12 protein-coding genes are annotated in these 16926 nt (G+C 69.1%); 1 reads left to right on the forward strand and 11 read right to left on the reverse strand.

Annotated elements, in window-relative coordinates; genetic code table 11:
* Positions 1–452: 452 nt before the first annotated feature.
* The 11 genes from ACFT32_RS26070 to ACFT32_RS26120 all read right to left on the reverse strand — a co-directional run bounded on the left by ACFT32_RS26070 (position 453) and on the right by ACFT32_RS26120 (position 15816).
* A complete protein-coding gene (locus ACFT32_RS26070) occupies positions 453–2417 on the reverse strand; it encodes a TIGR03960 family B12-binding radical SAM protein (protein WP_382493689.1) in 1965 nt (654 codons plus the stop codon).
* 87 nt (positions 2418–2504) lie between these two features.
* Positions 2505–4010: a CHAD domain-containing protein gene (locus ACFT32_RS26075; RefSeq protein WP_382493691.1), complete on the reverse strand. Its 1506-nt coding sequence runs from the start codon at positions 4008–4010 to the stop codon at positions 2505–2507.
* Positions 4011–4064: 54 nt separating this feature from the next.
* Positions 4065–5264: a rod shape-determining protein RodA gene (gene rodA / locus ACFT32_RS26080; protein WP_382493694.1), complete on the reverse strand. Its 1200-nt coding sequence runs from the start codon at positions 5262–5264 to the stop codon at positions 4065–4067.
* Positions 5261–7507: a penicillin-binding protein 2 gene (mrdA, locus tag ACFT32_RS26085; RefSeq protein ID WP_382493696.1), complete on the reverse strand. Its 2247-nt coding sequence runs from the start codon at positions 7505–7507 to the stop codon at positions 5261–5263. Before mrdA ends, rodA begins: the two co-directional genes overlap by 4 nt.
* A gap of 76 nt (positions 7508–7583) precedes the next feature.
* Entirely contained in the window at positions 7584–8255 is a 672-nt protein-coding gene (gene mreD / locus ACFT32_RS26090; protein ID WP_382493699.1) for a rod shape-determining protein MreD, read from the reverse strand.
* 13 nt (positions 8256–8268) lie between these two features.
* Entirely contained in the window at positions 8269–9216 is a 948-nt protein-coding gene (gene mreC, locus ACFT32_RS26095) for a rod shape-determining protein MreC (protein WP_382493702.1), read from the reverse strand.
* Between the two features lie 144 nt (positions 9217–9360).
* Positions 9361–10380: a rod shape-determining protein gene (locus ACFT32_RS26100; protein ID WP_121888712.1), complete on the reverse strand. Its 1020-nt coding sequence runs from the start codon at positions 10378–10380 to the stop codon at positions 9361–9363.
* A 265-nt stretch (positions 10381–10645) separates the two neighbouring features.
* Positions 10646–11059 carry a nucleoside-diphosphate kinase gene (gene ndk / locus ACFT32_RS26105; protein WP_382493705.1) on the reverse strand — a complete coding sequence of 138 codons (414 nt, stop codon included), beginning with the start codon at positions 11057–11059 and terminating at the stop codon, positions 10646–10648.
* A 65-nt stretch (positions 11060–11124) separates the two neighbouring features.
* Complete coding sequence (locus ACFT32_RS26110; RefSeq protein ID WP_189723586.1) at positions 11125–11490, reverse strand: DUF4233 domain-containing protein; 366 nt, start codon at positions 11488–11490, stop codon at positions 11125–11127.
* A gap of 5 nt (positions 11491–11495) precedes the next feature.
* Positions 11496–13019 carry a bifunctional folylpolyglutamate synthase/dihydrofolate synthase gene (locus tag ACFT32_RS26115; RefSeq protein ID WP_382493708.1) on the reverse strand — a complete coding sequence of 508 codons (1524 nt, stop codon included), beginning with the start codon at positions 13017–13019 and terminating at the stop codon, positions 11496–11498.
* Between the two features lie 166 nt (positions 13020–13185).
* Entirely contained in the window at positions 13186–15816 is a 2631-nt protein-coding gene (locus ACFT32_RS26120; protein ID WP_382493711.1) for a valine--tRNA ligase, read from the reverse strand.
* A gap of 138 nt (positions 15817–15954) precedes the next feature.
* Here ACFT32_RS26120 and ACFT32_RS26125 point away from each other — a divergent pair, with 138 nt between their 5' ends.
* Positions 15955–16902 carry a hypothetical protein gene (locus ACFT32_RS26125; RefSeq protein ID WP_382493714.1) on the forward strand — a complete coding sequence of 316 codons (948 nt, stop codon included), beginning with the start codon at positions 15955–15957 and terminating at the stop codon, positions 16900–16902.
* Positions 16903–16926 lie beyond the last annotated feature (24 nt).

A 16926-nucleotide genomic window follows, 5' to 3' on the forward strand; every position in this document is an offset into this window, starting at 1 on the left:
CCCCAGGACGTCGGCACAGCCGACCAAGCTCTGGTTGCCCCCGCAACCAGTAGTAACAAAACGACTGTATCCAGCAATCGCCGTCGTGAATATCAAGTTGCCAAAGCGATCAGAACGGATTGTTCGGGCAGGTCACCGCGCGCCCGTTCTCCACGACGCAACCTCACTGTGCAAGGACGTCGTCCTGCGCCGACATGACTGAGCCCCCTCCGGGTCGAAGGGGGCTCAGTAGTCGCGAAGAGGCTTCAGCGAAGCTCCGAGAGGTTCAGACCCACTCCACCTCAGAATGGATGGCTGAGGTCCCTCCCGGGCCAGGCAGAGGCGTACAAGGCCCGCTCTGCTGCTCGGGCTGCCGACGGCTCGAAACCCCGACAGCAGCCAGCGCAGCGGCCACCTCGTCCTCACTCGCCCCCGCCAGGGCATCCATCACCCGAACGAGTGCGTCACTCACCTCAGTGCGCGTGCCCGCTCGGCGCCGGCGCGGCATTCTTGACCGTGAGAGGCAGCAGCTTCTTCCCGGTCGGACCGATTTGTATGGCCGTGTCCATCTGCGGACACACCCCACAGTCGAAGCACGGCGTCCACCGGCAGTCCTCGACCTCCGTCTCGTCGAGGGAGTCCTGCCAGTCCTCCCAGAGCCAGTCCTTGTCCAGGCCGGAGTCGAGGTGGTCCCAGGGGAGGACCTCCTCGTAGGTGCGCTCTCGGGTGGTGTACCAGTCGACGTCGACGCCGAACGGCTCCAGGGCCTTGTCGGCGCATGCCATCCAGCGGTCGTACGAGAAGTGCTCGCGCCAGCCGTCGAAGCGGCCGCCGTCGTCGTAGACCGCGCGGATGACCGCGCCGATGCGGCGGTCGCCGCGGGAGAGGAGGCCTTCGACGATGCCGGGCTTGCCGTCGTGGTAGCGGAAGCCGATGGAGCGGCCGTACTTCTTGTCGCCGCGGATCTTGTCCCGCAGCTTCTGCAGCCGGGCGTCCGTCTCCTCGGCGGAGAGCTGCGGGGCCCACTGGAAGGGCGTGTGGGGCTTGGGGACGAAGCCGCCGATCGAGACCGTGCAGCGGATGTCGTTGGAGCGGGAGACCTCGCGGCCCTTGGCGATGACCTTGGTCGCCATGTCGGCGATCTGGAGGACGTCGTCGTCGGTCTCCGTGGGCAGGCCGCACATGAAGTACAGCTTCACCTGGCGCCAGCCGTTGCCGTACGCGGTGGAGACCGTGCGGATCAGATCGTCCTCGGAGACCATCTTGTTGATGACCTTGCGGATGCGTTCCGAGCCGCCCTCGGGGGCGAAGGTGAGGCCGGAGCGGCGGCCGTTCCTCGTCAGTTCGTTCGCCAGGTCGATGTTGAAGGCGTCCACGCGGGTGGAGGGGAGGGACAGACCGATCTTGTCCTCCTCGTAGCGGTCCGCCAGGCCCTTGGCGACGTCGGCGATCTCCGTGTGGTCCGCCGAGGAGAGGGACAGCAGGCCCACCTCCTCGAAGCCCGTCGCCTTCAGGCCCTTGTCGACCATGTCGCCGATGCCCGTGATGGAGCGCTCGCGGACCGGGCGGGTGATCATGCCGGCCTGGCAGAAGCGGCAGCCGCGGGTGCAGCCGCGGAAGATCTCCACCGACATGCGCTCATGGACCGTCTCGGCCAGCGGGACCAGGGGCTGCTTGGGGTACGGCCACTCGTCCAGGTCCATGACGGTGTGCTTGGAGACCCGCCACGGGACACCGCTGCGCTTCGGTACGACACGGGCGATCCGGCCGTCCGGCAGGTACTCGACGTCGTAGAAGCCGGGGACGTACACCCCGCCCGTCCGGGCGAGGCGGAAGAGGAGTTCCTCGCGGCCGCCGGGGCGGCCCTCCGCCTTCCAGGCGCGGATGATCGCGGTGACCTCGAGGACGGCCTGTTCACCGTCGCCGATCACCGCGCAGTCGATGAAGTCCGCGATCGGCTCGGGGTTGAAGGCGGCGTGCCCGCCGGCCATGACGATCGGGTCGTCCAGGCCGCGGTCCTTGGACTCCAGCGGGATGCCGGACAGGTCCAGGGCGGCCAGCATGTTCGTGTAGCCCAGCTCCGTGGAGAAGGACAGGCCGAACACGTCGAAGGCCTTGACCGGCCGGTGGCTGTCCACCGTGAACTGCGGGACCTTGTGCTCCCGCATGAGCTCCTCGAGGTCCGGCCACACGCTGTAGGTGCGCTCGGCGAGGACGCCCTGCTGCTCGTTGAGGACCTCGTAGAGGATCATGACGCCCTGGTTGGGCAGACCGACCTCGTAGGCGTCCGGGTACATGAGCGCCCAGCGGACGTCACAGGAGTCCCAGTCCTTGACCGTGGAGTTGAGTTCTCCGCCGACGTACTGGATCGGCTTCTGCACATGCGGGAGCAGAGCTTCGAGCTGCGGGAAGACCGACGCAGCGACTTCGGCAGGCATGTCGCGCACCTTCGTGAGCTGGACTGTACTGACAGGGGTGACCATCCAGCCTAACGTGACCGCGGGGCGTCTCCGTACGCCCGAGGCTCAGAGGCTCGCCGCCCCGTCCTTGATCCCGTCCCAGAACCCGGGCAGTTCGGCCTCCACGCGCGCGGCCCGCTGCGCCTCCCGCTCGTGGAGCAGGCCATAGGTGAAGGCGCTCTCCCCCGCCGCGTGGGCGACCGCCGACAGCTCGCGGATGGTCTGCCGGGCCATCACGCTGTCCTGGTGCTCGCCGAGCAGGTTCTGCAGCGCCTTCATGGACTTGACCAGGTTCTTGGCCGGCTTGCCGAGGGCCGGTCCGCCGGCCTCCGCCGCGTAGCGGGTGCGCTTGGTCTTCTTGCGGGCCTCGTGGATCGCGACGTCCCGGTCGGTGCCTGGCTCCAGTTCCCGTGCCTGCTGGACCAGCCCGGTGACCTTGCGGAAGTCCTTCTGCACGGCCTTGGCGATCACCTTGCGGGGCTTCTTGCCGGCCGCCTTGCGCAGCGGCGGGTCGGCGATCAGCGCGTCCAGGGTGTCGAGCAGGGCGAGGTGGCGGCGGGAGTCCAGGACGCCGAGGAGCTCGCCGCGGGCGCTGCCGTGCTCGGCGCTCGACCAGGAGTGCAGCCGCTCGGGCAGCGGGCCGCGGACCAGGTCGGCGGGCACCTCGTCGAGGGCGGCCGTCAGGCGTGCGGTCAGCACCTCCCGGTCGCGGTCCAGGCCCAGCTCGCCGGCCAGCCACTTCAGCTCGTCGCCGACCGGGTCGGTGACCTTCCGGTCGAGGACGTTGCCGAACGACTTGAAGGTGCTGCGCAGCCGTCGGGTGGCCACGCGCATGCTGTGCACGGAGTCCTCGGTGTCCCGGCGGACGGCCGGGTCGAGCTCGACGATCGCGTCGCGCTGTGTGCGCACATAGGCGAGCACATGGTCCCCGGCGGTCACCGGGTCCCCGGCGGGGGCGGACGGGCGCTTCTTGGCCGGTACCGTCTCGGCGAGGGCGCGGGCCAGCTTCGACGCCGACGCCGACGGCCGTACGCCCGCCTTGCGCAGCCGCTTCTCCACCTTGTCGAGCAGGGCCGGGTCGCCGCCGTCGGCGAGTTCCACCTCGATCTCGGTCCACTGCGCCTTGCCGCCGCCGGCCGTGAGCCGGTCGGCGTGTACGGCGTCGACCGCGACCTCGGCGAGCAGCACGCCGTCGGCGTCGACGAGGTGGCGTACGTCACGGTCGCAGCGCAGCCGGACCACGGGCAGCAGCTCGCCGTCACGGACCCGGGAGCGGACGAGCCCGGCGAGCTCGTCGGGGAGGGTGTCGGAGAGCGGGGCGTGCAGCTCGTCGCGGACGCCCGGGGCGACCGGGAACTTCAGATGCCAGCCCGCGTCGGAGCCGCCGGTGCGGCGGCGCAGGGTGACGGACGACGCGGCGAGGCGTTCGTCGAGTGTGTCGTAGTAGGTGGCGTCGAGGTGGGCGACACCCTTGTCGGCAACGGCCGCGACCCCTGTGACGCCGGTCAGGTCGGGAAGCCCGCTGTCCTCGGACTCGTATTTGCGCTCGATCTCGCGCTTGCTGTCCGCCATGTACCGAATCTAGTCGGCTCGGGGGCGGGGCGGCAGTGTGCCGCCCCGCCCGGTTCACGCCGACATCGGCCGCTGCACCCGGATCGACTGCAGCAGTCCGACCGCTATCCACACGGCGAACATCGATGAACCGCCGTACGACACGAAGGGCAGCGGCAGGCCGGTGACCGGCATGATGCCGAGCGTCATGCCGACGTTCTCGAACGTCTGGAAGCCGAACCAGGCGACGATGCCCGCGGCCACGATGGTGCCGTACAGGTCGCTGGTGTCACGGGCGATGGCGCAGGCCCGCCACAGGACGATGCCGAGCAGCAGGATGATCAGTCCGCCGCCGAGGAAGCCCAGTTCCTCGCCCGCCACGGTGAAGACGAAGTCCGTCTGCTGCTCGGGGACGAACTGGCCGGTGGTCTGCGAGCCGTGGAAGAGGCCGGAGCCGGTCAGTCCGCCGGAGCCGATGGCGATCCGGGCCTGGTTGGTGTTGTAGCCGACGCCCGCCGGGTCGAGCTCGGGGTTGGCGAAGGCGGCGAAGCGGTTGATCTGGTAGTCGTCGAGCACCCCGAGCTGCCAGACGGCGATGGCTCCGATGGCGCCCGCGCCGATCAGCCCGAAGACCCACCGGTTGGACGACCCGGAGGCGAGCAGCACGCCGAGCACGATGATGACCATGACCATGACCGACCCGAGGTCGGGCATGAGCATCACGATCAGCATGGGCACGGCGGCCAGGCCCAGGGCCTGCACGACGGTGCGGTGATCGGGGTACTGCTTGTCGCCCGCGTCGACCCGGGCCGCCAGCAGCATGGCCATGCCCAGGATGATCGTGACCTTCACGAACTCCGAGGGCTGGAGGGAGAAGCCGCCGGGGAGCTTGATCCACGAGTGGGCGCCGTTGATCGTGGAGCCGAGCGGGGTGAGCACCAGCAGGATCAGCAGGACCGAGACGCCGTACAGGATCGGCACGGCCGTGCGCAGGGCGCGGTGGCCGAGCCAGACCGTGCCGGCCATCAGGGCGAGGCCGATGCCGGTGTTCAGCAGGTGCCGGATGAGGAAGTAGTACGGGTCGCCCTGGTTGAGCTCCGTGCGGTTGCGGGTCGCCGAGTAGACGAGGAGCGTGCCGAGCAGCGACAGGACCAGCGCCGACAGCAGGATCGGCCAGTCGAGCCGCCGCACCACCGAGTCACGGGCGAGGAGCCGGGTCCAGCCGGAGCGCTCGGGCCCGTAGCCGGAGACCTGGAAGCTGTTCACGCCGGTCATGTCGTCGGCCTCCGGCTTCCCCTGCGGCGCCGCCGCCTTCGGGTGTCACGGTTCTCCGGCGTCGGCGGGGCCGCCGTCGCCGGCTGGAGCGGGTCGGCCGGGGCGTTCGGGTCCTTCTTCTCGGCCTTCTGGTCCTTGGCCGGGTCCTTGGAGACCTTCGGGGAGGAGATGGTGCCGTCGGTCCTGACCTTCGGCAGGGCCTCCTGCGGGGTGGGCAGCAGGGCCTTCTTCTTGTTGATCTCGCCGTCCTCGGAGACGCCGTAGAGCGCGTTGTAGATGTTGCGGACGGCGGGGCCCGAGGCGCCGGAGCCCGTACCACCCTGGGCGATCGTCATGACGATCGCGTAGTCCTTGGTGTAGGTGGCGAACCACGAGGTCGTCTGCTTGCCGTAGACCTCGGCCGTACCCGTCTTGGCGTGCATCGGGATCTTGTCCTGCGGCCAGCCGCCGAACCTCCAGGCGGCCGTACCGCGGGTGGCGACTCCCGCGAGGGCATCGTCTATCCGGTCGCGCGTCGTCTTCGTCATCGGCAGCTTGCCGTGCGACTGAGGCTTGATCGGCGTGACGGTCTTGCCGTCGGCGCTGATGACGGCCTTGCCGACGGAGGGGTCGTAGAGGGTGCCGCCGTTGGAGATGGCCCCGTAGATGGTGGCCATCTGGATCGGCGTGACGAGGGTGTCGCCCTGGCCGATGGAGTAGTTGACGGAGTCACCGGCGCGCAGGCGGTTGCCTTCGAGGCAGTTCTCGTAGGCGATCTTCTCGGCGTAGCTGCCGTTGCGCTTGCCGGTGCGGCACCAGACGTCCTTGTTGGCCTTCCAGTAGTCCAGCTTCCACTGGCGGTCGGGGATGCGGCCGGTGACCTCGTTGGGCAGGTCGATGCCGGTTTCCTTGCCGAGGCCGAACTGGTGGGCGGTCTTGTAGAACCAGTCGTTGGTCTTCTTCTTCGGCTTGGCGCCGCCGTCGCGCTTCCACTCCTCGTGGGAGAGCCGGTAGAAGACGGTGTCGCAGGAGACCTCCAGGGCGCGGCCGAGGCTGATCGGGCCGTATCCCTTGGACTCGAAGTTCTTGAAGACCTGGCCGCCGAGGGAGAAGGAGCTGGAGCACTGGTAGGGGCCGTCGAAGGAGTAGCCGGCGTTGATCGCGGCGGCGGTCGGGACGACCTTGAAGATCGAGCCGGGCGCCGACTGGCCCTGGATCGCGCGGTTGAGCAGCGGGTAGTTGGAGCTCTTGCCGGTGAGCCGCGCGTAGTCCTTGGCGGAGATGCCGCCGACCCAGGCGTTCGGGTCGTAGTTCGGGTTGGACGCCATGGCGACGACCCGGCCGGTCTTGGCCTCCATCACCACGACGGCACCGGAGTCGGCCTTGTAGTTGGTGCCGGTGTTGCGGTCGTTCTGCTTACGGGCTTCCTTCATGGCCTCGTTCAGCTGGTACTCGGCGATCCGCTGGACGCGCGAGTCGATGCTGGTGACGAGGTTGTCGCCCGGGTGGGTGGGGTCGGCCTCGGCCTGGCCGATGACACGGCCGAGGTTGTCGACCTCGTAGCGGGTGACGCCGGCCTTGCCGCGCAGCTGCTTGTCGTACTGGCGTTCAAGACCGGAGCGGCCGACCTGGTCGGAGCGCAGATACGGCGAGTTGGTGTTCTGCGCCTGCTTGATCTCGTCGTCGGTGACCGGCGAGAGGTAGCCGAGGACCTGGGCGGTGTTGGCCTTGCCGGGGCTCGGGTAGCGGCGCATGGCCTCCGGCTCGGCGGTGATGCCGGGGAAGTCCTCGGCGCGCTCGCGGATCTGCAGGGCCTGCTTGGGCGTGGCCTCGTCGGTGATGGGGATGGGCTGGTACGGCGAGCCGTTCCAGCAGGGCTGGGGCGTCTCGGAGTCGCACAGCCGGACCTTCGCCATGACCTCCTTGGGCTTCATGCCCAGGACCTTGGCGAGCTTGGCGAGGACGTCCTTGCCGTCGTCCGGCATCTTCAGCAGGTCGGTACGGGAGGCGGAGACGACCAGCCGGGTCTCGTTGTCGGCGAGGGCCACACCGCGCGCGTCCAGGATCGAACCCCGGACGGCGGGCTGGACGACCTGCTGTACGTGGTTCCCGGACGCCTCCTTGGCGTAAGCCGCGCCCTCACGGATCTGGAGGTACCACAGGCGTCCGCCGAGCGTGAGCAGGAGAGAGAGGACGAGAACCTGGATGACGACGAGCCGGATCTGGACCCGGGTGTTCCGACCGGTCTCGGGAATGTTGGTCACGGGTACTGCCTCCCCCTCTCCCTACGCGTACGAGTCGCTGCTGACGTCTGTGATGACGGGATGAAGTCCCCTGCGTTCACAGCCGCTTGACCCCCTTGATGCGCCCGGCCCGCGCCATCCGGGCCCGGGCCGCCTTCACCCGCAGCCCGTTGCGCTGGCTGCCGATCTTCAGGCCCGTGCCGCCGGAGAGCCAGCCGGAGGAGATGTCGGTGGCCTTGGAGGACGAGCCGGTGTCGGCGAGCGGATCGTTCTCGGCGCGCCGGGCCAGGGCCATGATCCCCGGCACGACGAACGGGGCCAGCAGCAGGTCGTACAGGGCGGCCGTGAACAGCAGGCTGCCAAGGCCCACATGGCGGGCGGCGGTGTCCCCGACGAGGGCGCCGACCCCGGCGTACAGCAGGGTCGTGCCGACGGCGGCGGCGACCACCACGACCATGGGGCCGGTGGCGGACTTCAGCCGGCCCGTCTCCGGCTTCGCCAGGCCGGCGAGATAGCCGATGAGGCACAGCACGAGGGCGTACCGCCCGGCGGCGTGGTCGGCGGGCGGGGCGAGGTCGGCCAGCAGTCCCGCGCCGAAGCCGACGAGGGCGCCACCCACATGGCCGTACACCAGGGCGAGGCCGAGGACGGTGAGGAGCATCAGGTCGGGCACGGCGCCCGGCAGGTGCAGACGGGCGAGGACGCTCACCTGGATCACCAGGGCGACGACGACCAGGGCGGAGGAGAGCAGGATCCGGTTGACGCGCATGAGGTGACAGCTCCTACTGCTCTTGCTGGTTCTGGCCGTCTGCGGGTGCCTCGGCGGACGGCGTCACGGTCACCGTCACCGTCGGCCTTGGGGTGGGCTTGGGTTTGGGCGGAAGCACCGTGTCGCGCGGGTCCTTCTTCGGGACGTCGACGACGACACCGACGATGTCGAGCTTGGTGAAGCTCGCGTACGGCGTGACATAGAGCGTGCGGGTCAGGCCGCCGCCGGACGGGTCGACACGCGAGACCACGCCGACGGGCACGCCGGGCACGAACGGCCGGTCGGCCTGCGAGCCGAAGGTGACCAGACGGTCGCCCTTCTTCACCTCCGCCTTGCCGTTGAGGAGTTCCACGCGCAGCGGGCGGTCGCCCTGCCCGGAGGCGAAGCCGAGCTCGTCGCCGGCCTCCATCCGGGTGCCGACGGTGAAGTCGGGGTCGCTGGCGAGCAGGACCGTGGCGGTGTTGGGCCCGACGGTGGTGACCCGGCCGACCAGCCCGTCCCCGTTCAGGACGGTCATGTCGCGCTTGATGCCGTCGTTGGCGCCGACGTCGACGGTGATGGTCCAGGAGAAGCCCTGCGCGGCTCCTATCGCGATGACCTGGGCACCCTTGATGCCGTACTGGCCGGTGCCTGCGACCTTCAGCATCTTGTCGAGCTGCTTGAGGCGGCTGCGGCTGCGGTCGTCGCTGCCGAGTCTCGCCTTCAGGGCCGCGTTCTCCTCTTCCAGCACGGCGAGCCGGTCGTGCCGTTCGCCGGATTCACGGATGGCGGAGACCGCGTTGCCGACCGGGTCGACCGCGGCCGAGACACCGCTCTCGATCGGGCCGAAGACCGTCGCCGCGCCCTGCCGGGCACCGTCGACGGGCGAGTCCTCTCCACCGCGGATGTCCACCGTGATCAAAGCGAACGCGATGGCGATCAGCAGCACCAGGAGCAGCCGACTCTCTCGTGTGTCCCTCACGTGCGGCGGCCGTGCCCTTCCTCATAGGAATTCGGGGAGCCCCAGGGAAACCCGAGGGGCTGCTTTGTGGGAGCTTATGCCTCTATATCAACGATCCGCCGTACGAGAGGAGATCGTCCCGTACGGCGGAATCGAAGAGTTATGTCATCTGCGCGGCTGGGCGTCCAGCACCTGCTGGAGTGCCTCGAACTCCTCGACACACTTACCGGAACCGAGCGCGACGCTGTCCAGCGGATCCTCGGCGATATGGATCGGCATGCCGGTCTCCCGGCGCAGCCGCTCGTCCAGGCCCCGCAGCAGCGCCCCGCCGCCGGTCAGAACGATTCCTCGGTCCATGATGTCGCCGGACAGCTCCGGCGGACACTTGTCGAGGGTCGTCTTGACGGCGTCGACGATCGCGTTGACCGGTTCCTCGATCGCCTTGCGGACTTCGCCGGCGGAGATGACGACGGTCTTCGGCAGCCCGGACACCAGGTCCCGGCCGCGGATTTCGGTGTGCTCGTCGGAGTCGAGGTCGTACGCCGAACCGATCGTGATCTTGATCTGTTCGGCCGTGCGCTCACCCAGCAGGAGGGAGTACTCCTTCTTGATGTGCTGGATGATCGCGTTGTCCAGTTCGTCGCCCGCCACGCGGATGGACTGGGCGGTGACGATGCCGCCGAGGGAGATGACCGCGACCTCCGTGGTGCCGCCGCCGATGTCGACCACCATGTTGCCCGTGGCCTCGTGGACCGGCAGGCCGGAGCCGATGGCCGCGGCCATGGGCTCCTCGATGATGTGCACCTGGCGGGCGCCGGCCTGGGACGACGCCTCGATGACGGCGCGGCGCTCGACGCCCGTGATGCCCGAGGGCACACAGACGACGACCCGCGGACGAGCCAGATACCTCCGCTTGTGGATCTTCAGAATGAAGTAGCGGAGCATCCGCTCGGTGATCTCGAAGTCGGCGATCACGCCGTCCTTCAAAGGACGTACGGCAACGATGTTGCCGGGCGTGCGCCCGATCATCTTCTTCGCTTCGGCCCCGACCGCGAGGATGCCACCGGTGTTGGTGTTGATCGCGACGACGGACGGTTCGTTGAGTACGATCCCGCGACCCCTGACGTACACCAGCGTGTTGGCGGTCCCGAGGTCGACAGCCATGTCACGGCCGATGAACGACATTGAGTTCCCCATCAGGATTCGTCTGGCCTTCCCACTAGCTTTTGAGGGCTTTTCAGGTAGGCAAAGGTGGGTGCTGTGACGTGAAGGCTTCCATCGTAGACGCGCCTTCGCGAACACTGCGGGAGGGTCTCCGCCAATGTCAGCAGATGCTGTGCGGGTTCGCTTGTGGAGACGGGCGTTCGGGGGCGATCGTTCCCTCGATCGGCACGTATATGCCAGGAAAGTCCGGGAGCGGCGCTCCCGGACTTTGCTCGCCCTTCGCGCTTTAGGCGCGACCCGGGAAGAAGATCTTCACTTCACGCTCTGCGGACTCCTCCGAGTCCGAGGCGTGGATCAGGTTCTCGCGGACGATGACGCCGTAGTCGCCGCGGATGGAGCCGGGCGCGGCGGCGATCGGGTCGGTCGGGCCGGCGAGCGCGCGCAGCCCCTCGATGACCCGCTCGCCCTCCACGATCAGCGCCACGACCGGGCCGGAGGCCATGAACTCCACCAGCGGCTCGTAGAAGGGCTTGCCCTTGTGCTCGCCGTAGTGCTGCTCCAGCGTCTCCTGGTCCAGGGTGCGCAGTTCCAGCGCGGTGATCCGCCAGCCCGCCTTGCGCTCGATGCGGCCGATGATCTCGCCGGTCAGGCCACGCCGGACGGCGTCGGGCTTGAGCAGGACGAGGGTGCGCTGGGTCACGACGGGCTCCTTATGCGTCAAGGTTTTACGGAAAGACGAGATTACCCGGCGTGTCGGGGCGCTCGTTACGCAGCGTCAGGTGTGGAGGAGCCCGAGGGACCCGCCTGGGCCGCGAATCTCGCCTTCGCCTCGTCCACCTTCCGCCCGTAGTGCACGGACGCCCACCACAGGGCCGCGAAGATCGCGCCCAGGAAGAACATGATCGGCACGACGAAGCCCGACGCGATGAGCGCGAGCTGCAGCGCCCAGCCGAGCACGACCCCGCCGGGGCGCGTCACCAGTCCGCACAGCACCAGGCACAGGAACATCGCGACACCGCTGACCGTCCACACCGTCGCCATGGACAGATCGGGATCCTTCATGGCGACCAGACCGGCGAAGCCGATGACGAAGAACTCGCCGATCAGGGTCGAAGAACAGAGCGTACGCACGGGTCTCAGCCCTTCCCCAGGAGCAGTCGGGCCTCGCCGACGGTGATGACGGAACCGGTGACGAGCACACCGCCACCCGCGAACTCGCCCTCCTCCTCGGCGAGCGTGATCGCGGCCTCCAGCGCGTCGGGCAGCCGCGGCTCGACCTGGACACGGTCGTCGCCGAACACCTCGACGGCGATACCGGCCAGCTCGTCGGCGTCCATCGCGCGGTGGCTGGAGTTCTGGGTGACCACGATCTCGGCGAACACCGGCTCGAAGGCCTCCAGCAGCCCGCGCACGTTCTTGTCGCCGCTCGCGCCGACGACACCGATGAGGCGGCTGAACTGGAAGGCCTCCCCGATCGCCTCGGCCGCGGCCCGGGCACCCGCCGGGTTGTGGGCGGCGTCGAGCACGACGGTCGGCGACCGGCGCACGACCTCCAGCCGCCCCGGCGAGGCCACGGCCGCGAACGCCTTGCGGACAGCGTCCAGGTCCAGCGCCTCGGCCCGCTGCGCGCCGACCCCGAAGAACGCCTCGACGGCGGCGAGCGCCACGGCCGCGTTGTGCGCCTGGTGCGCGCCGTGCAGCGGCAGGTACACCTCCGGGTACTCGCCGCCCAGCCCACGCAGGGTCACCAGCTGCCCGCCGACGGCCACCTGCCGGTCGACGACGCCGAACTCCAGTCCCTCCCGGGCCACGGTCGCGTCCACCTCGACGGCCTTCTTCAGCAGCACCTGCGCCGCCTCGACCGGCTGCTGCGCCAGGATGACGGTCGCACCCTGCTTGACGATGCCGGCCTTCTCCGTGGCGATCTCGGCGTGCGTGGAGCCGAGCCGGTCGGTGTGGTCGAGGTCTATGGGCGTGACGACGGCGACGTCACCGTCGATCACGTTCGTGGCGTCCCAGGAGCCGCCCATGCCGACCTCGACGACGGCGACGTCCGCGGGCGCGTCGGCGAAGGCCGCGTAGGCCATGCCGGTGAGCACCTCGAAGAAGGACAGCCGGTACTCCTGCTGGGCGTCGATCATCTCGATGTACGGCTTGATGTCCTGGTACGTCTCGATGAACCGCTCGGCGGAGATCGGGGCGCCGTCCAGGCTGATGCGCTCCGTGATCGACTGCACGTGGGGCGAGGTGTAGCGGCCGGTGCGCAGCTCGAAGACGCCGAGCAGGGCCTCGATCATGCGGGCCGTGGAGGTCTTGCCGTTGGTCCCCGTGATGTGGATCGACGGGTACGACCGCTGCGGCTCGCCCAGCACGTCCATCAGCGCGGCGATCCGGCTGACGGAGGGCTCCAGCTTGGTCTCGCCCCAGCGCGTGGCGAGCTCCGCCTCGACCTCGCGCAGGGCCTTGTCCACCTCGGGGTCGGCGGGCCGGGTCGGGATGTCGGCCTCGGGCGGGCCGCCCTGGGTGCGGAGGGTTCGGCTGCCGGCCTCGATGACCGCGAGGTCGGGGTCGCGGTCGGTTTCCTCCGCGATGATCTCGTCGAAACTGTCGAGGGGGTCGGGCTGGTCGTCGGCGTTGTGGTCTGGAGGGAGCTCGCTCACGGGGCCCAGTCTACGGAAGGGCAGTGACATTGGTCGGGGGTGGCTTGTGTCGTGGTGTTTGTGCGGGTTGTGCGTGGCTTGTCGCGCAGTTCCCCGCGCCCCCAAAAACAAGTACGTGGAGGCCCCGGCGCCGACAGCACCGGGGCCTCCACGACCGTACGAACCCTTACGCCTGCGGCAAGCGATCCAGCTGTGCCTGGATCCGCGCGATGTCCTCCTCCGCCTTGGCGAGGCGGGTGCGGATCTTCTCCACGACGTGGTCGGGGGCCTTCGCCAGGAACGCCTCGTTGCCGAGCTTCCCGGTCGCCTGCGCCTTCTCCTTCTCCGCAGCCGCGAGGTCCTTCGCGAGGCGCTTGCGCTCCGCGGCGACATCGATCGTGCCGGAGAGGTCGAGGGCGACCTCGGCACCGGCGACCGGGAGGGTCGCCGTGGCCGTGAAGGCGTCGCCCTCCGGCTGGAGCCGGAGCAGCTGCCGGATGGCGGCCTCGTGGGTCGCGAACGGCGTGCCGTCAAGGGTCAGCCGGGCCGGGACCCGCTGGCCGGGCTGGAGCCCCTGGTCGGCGCGGAAGCGGCGGACCTCGGTGATGACCGACTGGAGCGACTCGATCTCCTGCTCGGCGCCCTTGTCACGGAAACCGCTGTCGCCCGGCCACTCGGCGATGACGACCGACTCGCCGCCGGTGAGCGTGGTCCACAGGGTCTCGGTGACGAAGGGGACCACCGGGTGCAGCAGCTTCAGCGTGACGTCGAGGACCTCGCCGAGGACCCGCTTGCTGACCTCGGCCGCCTCGCCGCCCGCCTGGAACGTCGTCTTGGACAGCTCGACGTACCAGTCGAAGACCTCGTCCCACGCGAAGTGGAACAGGGCGTCGGACAGCTTCGCGAACTGGTAGTCCTCGTAGAACGCGTCGACTTCGGCGACGACCGAGTTGAGCCGGGACAGGATCCAGCGGTCGGTCGACGACATCTTCGCCGGGTCCGGCAGCGGGCCGTCCACCGTCGCGCCGTTCATCATCGCGAAGCGCGTCGCGTTCCAGATCTTGTTGGCGAAGTTGCGGGACCCCTGGACCCAGTCCTCGCCGATCGGGACGTCGACGCCGGGGTTGGCACCCCGGGCCAGGGTGAAGCGCAGGGCGTCGCTGCCGTACTTGTCCATCCAGTCCAGCGGGTTGACCGCGTTGCCGAAGGACTTCGACATCTTCTTGCCGAACTGGTCGCGCACCATGCCGTGCAGGGCGATGGTGTGGAACGGCGGGGTGCCGTCCATCGCGTACAGGCCGAACATCATCATCCGGGCGACCCAGAAGAAGAGGATGTCGTAGCCGGTGACCAGGACGGAGTTCGGATAGAACTTCGCGAGCGACTCGGTCTGTTCGGGCCAGCCCATCGTGGAGAACGGCCACAGGCCGGAGGAGAACCAGGTGTCTAGGACGTCGGTGTCCTGGCGCCAGCCCTCGGCCTCGGTGCCGGGCGGCTCCTCGTCGGGGCCGACGCAGACGACCTCGCCGTTCGGGCCGTACCAGACCGGAATCCGGTGCCCCCACCACAACTGCCGCGAGATGCACCAGTCGTGGAGGTTGTCGACCCAGTCGAAGTAGCGCTTCTCCATCTCCTGCGGATGGATCTTGACGCGCCCGTCGCGGACGGCGTCACCGGCGGCCTTCGCGAGCGGACCGACCTTGACCCACCACTGCATGGACAGCCGCGGCTCGATGGTGGTCTTGCAGCGTGAGCAGTGGCCGACGGAGTGGACGTACGGCCGCTTCTCGGCGACGATCCGGCCCTCGGCGCGCAGCGCGGCGACGATGGCCGAGCGGGCCTCCAGCCGGTCCAGGCCCTGGAAGGGGCCGTGCGCCGTGATGACCGCGTGCTCGTCCATGACCGTCAGGGCGGGGAGGTCGTGGCGCTGGCCGATCTCGAAGTCGTTCGGGTCGTGCGCCGGGGTCACCTTGACGGCGCCCGTGCCGAACTCCGGGTCGACGTGCTCGTCGGCGACGACCGGGATGGAGCGGTCGGTCAGCGGCAGCTTGACCAGCTTGCCGATGAGGTGCTTGTAGCGCTCGTCCTCGGGGTGAACGGCGACGGCCGTGTCACCGAGCATGGTCTCGGCGCGGGTGGTGGCGACGACGATGGTGTCGTCCCCGTCGCCGTACTTCATGGAGACGAGCTCGCCGTCGTCGTCCTGGTACTCGACCTCGATGTCCGAGATGGCCGTCAGACACCGGGGACACCAGTTGATGATGCGCTCGGCGCGGTAGATGAGCTCGTCGTCGTAGAGGCGCTTGAAGATGGTCTGGACGGCCTGGGACAGGCCCTCGTCCATGGTGAAGCGCTCACGGGACCAGGCGACGGCGTCGCCGAGTCGGCGCATCTGGCCGCTGATCTGGCCGCCGGACTCGCCCTTCCACTGCCAGACCCGCTCGACGAAGGCCTCACGGCCCAGGTCGTGCCGGGACTTGCCCTCCTTGGCGAGCTCCCGCTCGACGACGTTCTGCGTGGCGATGCCGGCGTGGTCCATGCCGGGCTGCCAGAGCGTCTCGAAGCCCTGCATGCGCTTACGGCGCGTCAGCGCGTCGATGAGGGTGTGCTCGAAGGCGTGCCCGAGGTGCAGGCTGCCCGTGACGTTCGGCGGCGGGATGACGACGGTGTACGGCGGTTTGTCGCTCTTCTCGTCCGCCTCGAAGTAACCCCGCTCTACCCAGCGCTCGTACAGCGGCCCCTCTACGTCGGCCGGCGCGTACTGGGTCGGCAGGTCGGTGCTGGGCGCTGGTGGCTGCTGCTGAGCGTTCTCGGTCACGGGGGTCAGTTTAGAGGTGTCACTCCCCTGTCCCGAAACGCGTTTGCTTTGTAACGGTGGGGGCCCCGATGCCATGCACACGACGGGTCTGCGCCAGGATGTCTGGAACACATAAGCATCTGGAGGGGAACCCAGAACATGAGCTACAACCAGCCGGGCCCGTACGGCGGGCAGCCCCAGCAGCCCGGACCGTACGGCCAGCCCGGTCCGTACGGCCAGCCGCCGCAGGCGCCCCAGCCCGGCTACGGCTACCCCCAGCAGGCCCCTCCGCCCCAGCCGGGTTACGGCTACCCGCAGGGTGCCCCGCCCCAGCAGCCCGGCCCCTACGGCCAGCAGCCCCCGTACGGCCAGCAGCCGCAGCCGCCCTACGGCCAGGCCCCCTACGGCGTCCCGCAGCCCCCGGCACCGGGCGGCGGCAAGAAGAAGACGGGCATCATCCTCGGCGCGGTCGCGGTCGTCGCGGCCATCGGCGTGGGCGCGTACTTCGTGATCGGCGGGGGTGGTGGTCTCGAGGACGACGGGCCGCACAAGCTGACGACACCGTCGACGGTGCTCAGCGAGTACAAGCGCACCACGAAGGACGGGCAGACCACCGGCGACAGCGAGAAGTCGGAGCTGGAGAAGAGCGGCGTGAAGAACGCCAAGACGTCGGCGGCCCTCTACTCCAACGTGGACCTGAGCGAATACGACCCCGACGATCCGTCGTCCGCGGCGAAGATGGCGTCGGCCAAGACGCTCACGGTGGCCGGTGCCTACGGTGAGATCTCCGACCCGGAGGCGACGCTGGACCTGTTCCTCGCCAACTTCAAGAAGTCCTCCGAGAAGGAATCCGCCTCCGGGTCCAGCAAGCCCGAACTGATCGGCGAGCCCGAGGAGGCGGACCTCGACGGCGCGGTCATGAAGTGCCAGTCGGTCAAGGCTCAGGACGAGCTGACCAAGAAGGAGAAGACCAACTGGTTCTGCGCGTGGGCCGACTACAGCACCATCGCCCTCGTGTCGCCGGGTGAGGCGGCGCAGGGCGTCACCAAGGACGTGGCGATCGACCTCACCACCAAGGTCCGCAAGGAAGTCCGCGTCGCGGCCTGAGGCAGACAACGACAAAGGCGCCCA

Source organism: Streptomyces sp. NPDC057002 (genome assembly GCF_042673825.1).
Taxonomy (GTDB): Bacteria; Actinomycetota; Actinomycetes; order Streptomycetales; family Streptomycetaceae; genus Streptomyces.